The organism is Methylobacterium sp. WL18 (genome assembly GCF_008040015.1).
Taxonomy (GTDB): Bacteria; Pseudomonadota; Alphaproteobacteria; order Rhizobiales; family Beijerinckiaceae; genus Methylobacterium; species Methylobacterium mesophilicum.
Window position 1 is genome coordinate 1 of the sequence record NZ_VRVD01000365.1, and the last position, 4,759, is coordinate 4,759.

6 protein-coding genes are annotated in these 4,759 nt (G+C 66.2%); 1 reads left to right on the forward strand and 5 read right to left on the reverse strand.

Annotation, left to right across the window (positions count from 1 at the left end):
* Positions 1-146: 146 nt before the first annotated feature.
* From FV228_RS20660 to FV228_RS20680, 5 genes are all read right to left on the reverse strand, one after another.
* On the reverse strand, positions 147-581 hold the full coding sequence (locus tag FV228_RS20660) for a hypothetical protein (RefSeq protein ID WP_147856332.1): 435 nt from the start codon (positions 579-581) through the stop codon (positions 147-149).
* 105 nt (positions 582-686) lie between these two features.
* Positions 687-1,670, reverse strand: coding sequence for a YVTN family beta-propeller repeat protein (locus FV228_RS20665; protein WP_147856333.1), 984 nt, complete (start codon positions 1,668-1,670; stop codon positions 687-689).
* Between the two features lie 133 nt (positions 1,671-1,803).
* Entirely contained in the window at positions 1,804-2,226 is a 423-nt protein-coding gene (locus FV228_RS20670; RefSeq protein WP_147856334.1) for a hypothetical protein, read from the reverse strand.
* Positions 2,227-2,264: 38 nt separating this feature from the next.
* A complete protein-coding gene (locus FV228_RS20675; RefSeq protein ID WP_147856335.1) occupies positions 2,265-2,588 on the reverse strand; it encodes a hypothetical protein in 324 nt (107 codons plus the stop codon).
* Positions 2,589-2,730: 142 nt separating this feature from the next.
* Positions 2,731-3,888 carry an ABC transporter substrate-binding protein gene (locus tag FV228_RS20680; protein ID WP_246693970.1) on the reverse strand — a complete coding sequence of 386 codons (1,158 nt, stop codon included), beginning with the start codon at positions 3,886-3,888 and terminating at the stop codon, positions 2,731-2,733.
* A gap of 287 nt (positions 3,889-4,175) precedes the next feature.
* Between FV228_RS20680 and FV228_RS20685 the strand changes: the two genes are divergently transcribed.
* Positions 4,176-4,688 carry a DUF3280 domain-containing protein gene (locus FV228_RS20685; RefSeq protein WP_147856336.1) on the forward strand — a complete coding sequence of 171 codons (513 nt, stop codon included), beginning with the start codon at positions 4,176-4,178 and terminating at the stop codon, positions 4,686-4,688.
* Positions 4,689-4,759 lie beyond the last annotated feature (71 nt).

Consider the following 4,759-nt stretch of genomic DNA (forward strand, 5'->3'; position numbering starts at 1 on the left):
GGTGGTGACCTTCATACCGACGCAGCCTTGTCCTGAAGCCGGGCTCCCCTCTGCCGACCCGGCCTGACGGCCGGCCCACCCTCCCCCGCACAGGGGGGAGGGAGATGCGTTTGTGGCCTCGCGCCAAATTCTGAACCGGGCCCCCATCACTTCACCGTCAACGTGCCGGTCATGCCCTTCGCCTCGAGGCCGCGCGCCTCCCATTTGTAGGTGCCGGGCTTGATCGCCACGAACTCGACGGCGATCTCGCCGGGATCGTCGAACTCCAGGTGGTCGGGCGCGCCGCCGCCGTGGATCTCCTTGTGCTCTATGACGATCTGGTTGAGCCAGATGTAGCGGAAGAACTCGGGGGCGTAGAACTTGTACTCCTGCCGCCCCTTGGCGACGATGCGCAGCCGGTAGGCCTTGCCGGATTCCAGCGTGATGTCCTTGTTCTCGACCGCGAAATCGTTGCCCTGATCGTCGCCCAGGACGAGGTCTGGCAGGTTCTCGCGCTTCTTGGTGAGGTCGAGGGCCGAGGCCGGCCCAGCCGCGAACAGGCCGACCAGAGCGAGGGCTGCGATCCGAAACGTCCGCGTCATGTCGTTCCTACCCCTGTGCCGCCGGTTCGGCGATCCTGTTCTGCGTCATGGACGTTCAAACGGAGGCGCGCACCCCCGATCTAGCGCCTGTGTTCGAGTGACAAACTAGTTCGGGGAGATGGCGACGCCCCAGGGCAGCAGGCCCACCGGGATGCTCTTGACCACCTTCTCGGCGGCCACGTCGACCACCGAGACGTCGTTCGAGGTGCCGTTCGTGGTGAACAGCATCTTCTGGTCCGGCGTGAAGGCGAGCTGCCAGACGCGTTGGCCGACGGGCAGATACTTCTGGACGTCGTAGCTCTTGGCATCGATCACCGCGACCCGGTTGGCCGGGCCCAAGGCCACGAAGGCCTTGGTGCCGTCCTTGGTGATGCGGATGCCGACCGGCTGGATCGCCTCGTCGTTCACGCTGGGGATCTTGAAGGTGATCTTCTTCACCACCCGACGCTGGGCCACGTCGATCACGCTGACCGTGCCGCCGACCTCCGCGGAGACCCACAGGAACTTGCCGTCGGCGGTGAACTCGGCAAAGCGCGGCCGGGCGTCAACCAGCACGTTGTCGATCACCTGGAACGTCTTGGTGTCGATGAAGTGCGCCATGTTGGTGGTCTCGGAGGTGTTGACCAGGATCTTCCCGTCCGGCGACAGGCCCATCCCCTCCGGCTCGACCCCGACCGGCACCTCGGCCAGGACCTTGTTCTTCTCGATGTCGATGATCGTGACCTGGCTGTCGTCCTCGTTGGCGACGTAGAGCGGGTTGCCGGAGGCATCGAGGATGAACTGCTCGGGATCGGGGCCGGAGCGGAGCGAGCGCACGACCTTACCGGAGCTGGCATCGAGCACGTCGATCCGGTCGTCGTCGCTGGCGCAGACGAACACCTCCTTGCCGTCCTTCGACACGGTGATCCCGCGCGGCCGGCGCCCGACCTTCCAGGTTCCGGTGACGGTCATCGTATTCGTATCGATGACGCTGACGGAGTTGCCCTTCTCGTTGCTCACGTAGGCGGTGAAGGCAAAGGCCGGCCCGCAGAGGCCGAGCCCCGCTCCGAGGGCGACAACACTCAGACCTGCCTCGAAGCGGCGGCGCATACGACTTCCTTCCCTGGGTGCCCTTTTCGGCACTTTCTGGCACCAACTGTAGTGCGATCTTGGCCGGTTGCGAGGGGTTGCGGCGTTTGCGGCCGTGGCCGGCGTTCCCCTCGCAGGGCGTCAGCCGCGATGCTTATTCACACATCCTCAGCTCTGTGAAGTGCAGGACATCGGTCGAGCGCGTGCATGCTGCAGCGTGCAGGTTACCGTCCTCCGTGATGAGCACACGGTCTGAAGCCAGACAGGCCAGGATCGAGGCGTCGTTGAACCCGAGCCACGCGTAGGTGTCGTCATGGACGGCATCCCAGCCCGTCGGCTGCAACTCGCGGACGTGCAAGACGAACAGCTTGAAGAACGCGGCGATCTCAGACCTGATCGGATCCCGGACCTGGCGGAGCAGGTTGGCGGTCTCGGACAGGATCTGCGCCGTGGTGATGACCCCGGCCGCGACCGAAATATGCAGCAGCAGGGCATCGTAGTCGGCGCGCGAGAACCGCGAGCAATTTTTATGGATTCGGATGTAGTCCGCGCACGTTCCGCCGACGATGAACAGCACGAGGACGTTCGTATCGAGCAGAACGTATTTCCGCATCGCTATTCGACGTCGCGACTCTTCATCGAAACGATCTCCCCGGTCGTCTCATCGACCGTCACGATCTTGTAGGTCCGGCGCATGACGACAGTGCCGCTCAGCACCGATATGGCGTTGCGCGCCTCATCCCACGGTCGAGAGAAGCCCAGAGTGATATTCCAGTATCCTGGATGATGCTCGACCTCTTCGAGGCCGAGATTCGAGACGTTCTCCGTCGACATCGTCGACAAAAGCCACTCTTTCGCGCGGTCGATCGCATCGTTGACGCTGATGCCGGGGCTCCTGGTCTCCATTATGGGCCGTGCTTCTTGGACCTCGTGGCTCATCGTGAGTCTCGGACTTCGAGAGGACACCGTCTCGGTGGAGCGCGCCTCCGGAAGGTGGCCCCCCTGGGCCGCCCGCGTCAATGGTGGCGGCGACATTCCTGTGCCCCGCGATGGAACCGCTCGACGACCCGCGAGAACACGGTCATTTGAACTTGCAGGTGGTCTCCGGCAGGTCGACGCCCAGCGTGTCGAGCGGCGTGCGCTGATGCAGGAAGCCCTGTTCGGGCGCGACCGAGACCAGGGCCTTGGGCTGGACGACGATGACCGGCTGGCGCAGCTGGTGATCCCAGGGGCGGAAGCTCAGCGACACACCCTTGTAGGCCGGCAGGTTGAAGGCCGGATCCACCAGGTACGGGGTCAGCACGGCGGGATCGTTGGTCTTCTTGGCGGTGACGGCCTCGCCGACGGTCCGGATCGCCGCCCAGGCCTGGTAATCCAAGGGGCGCATCAGCCGGGAGGCGAGCCGCCGGAACCGGTTCTGAGCCTGCGCGGCCCCCCAGGTCTCCAGCACCGGCGACCACGTGGTCGAGGTCAGCGCCTGCGTGCCGCCGACGGGCCGGGGATCGACGGTGCGGTAGGAGACGTAGTCGCCCCAGTCGCCCTCCTCGTCGGCCACGATCGCCATGTCGTAGTCGAGCCCGCGGGTGAAGACCATCGCTTCGGCCCGGGTCGGGGTATCGCCCCGCGCCTTCGCCAGCGGTCCGAAGGTCCAGGGTTTCTCCGTGGTGATCTTCAGGGCGAACTTGCGCGCGGAGTTGCGCACGGCCTCGGCATAGGCCTTGTCGGCCTCGGTCGGCCCGACGATCAGAAAGACCTTCCGCCAGCGCATCACCGTCAGGTACTGCGCGATGGCGTCGGTCAGCATCGCCCGGGACGGCAGGATGTGGAATACGTTGGACCGGCAGTCGGCGCCGCGCAGCCGGTCGTCCGGGGCGCCGGCATTCAGCACCACCGCCCCGGTGTCCTTCACCGCGTCGGCCACCGCCAGCACCGCATCCGCCGGCAGGACCAAGACCAGGTAGTGCACGCCCTTGGCCACCAATTCCCTGGCCGCCGCCACGGCGTCGGGCTTGTCGTCGCTCAGCGCGACCGCATCCAGTGAAAAGGTCTGCTTGGTGAACCGGCCGGTGGTGTTGTTGTCGGCGATGCCCATCTTGGCGCCGGCCAGCCCCTCGTCTTCCGGGGCGGCCTCGGCGTCGTACGAGGAGGGCGCCGGCTGCGGCCGGTAGATCAGGCCGATCGGCGTTTCGATCGGTTGCGGAGCCGGTTGCTGGGCTTGCGCGGCGACCGGCGTCAGCACGGTCCAGCACGCGAAGAGAACGCGAAGGCTGACCGAGCGCGGTGTCGGATAACGCGAAGGCTGGACGGGAATCGGGGCCGGGGCGTGTGCAGGATCGTGCATATACGCGGCCTCTAGCAGCTTCGGATCCGGCCGCTCAACCGCGGCGCCCCGGTCGGACGTTCACGTTCGCGTCGTGGGCTACCGGCGCGGCGATGTACATTGCCAATTTGTCCCTTCGCCCGAGCTATAGTGGCGAAAACGCCGGCGGCAGCGTCGGCGCCGGTCATCGAGAGGGAGCCCCGAGGATGCACCACCTGTTATCGTGCGCGGTGATCGCGTGTCTGCTGGCCGGGGTGTCCGGTGCCCACGCCGCCGAGAAGGCCGCGGTGTTCCCGGTGGAGCTGTTCGATCCCGGGGCCACCTACGGCACGCGGGTCCGGCCCGTCGACACCAAGAAGTTGACGCTGGTGACGGACGAGCTGCGCAACGCCCTCCGCAACCAGGCCGGCCTGGACATCGTCGACACAGCCCCGAAATCCGACGTGGTCGCCAAAGAGGGCCCGCTCTACAAGTGCAACGGGTGCGCGGCCGACATCGCCAAGAGCCTGGGTGCGGATCTCGTCGTGACCGGTTATGTGGAGAAGGGATCCGGCCAGATCTTCAACCTGAACGTCACCATCGCCGAAGCCGAGACCGGCAAGATGGTGCGCGGCGGGCAGGTGACGATCCGGGCCGATACCGACGACACCTGGGCGCACGCCATGCGCTGGGTCGTGAAGAACCGCCTGCTCGCCGAGCCGTTGCCCGGCAAGTCGTGATTGCGTGCCGCCCATCTTCGAGAGATCCGTGTCCGCGTACCCCGTACCGCCAGGCCCCCTGCCCCGCCTCC

What these genes read in the sequence shown, in the direction of transcription:
- FV228_RS20685 (WP_147856336.1), top strand. Translation starts at nt 4,176, where the DNA reads ATGCACCACCTGTTATCGTGCGCGGTGATCGCGTGTCTGCTGGCCGGG.
- FV228_RS20665 (WP_147856333.1), bottom strand. Translation starts at nt 1,670, where the DNA reads ATGCGCCGCCGCTTCGAGGCAGGTCTGAGTGTTGTCGCCCTCGGAGCG.
- FV228_RS20660 (WP_147856332.1), bottom strand. Translation starts at nt 581, where the DNA reads ATGACGCGGACGTTTCGGATCGCAGCCCTCGCTCTGGTCGGCCTGTTC.
- FV228_RS20675 (WP_147856335.1), bottom strand. Translation starts at nt 2,588, where the DNA reads ATGAGCCACGAGGTCCAAGAAGCACGGCCCATAATGGAGACCAGGAGC.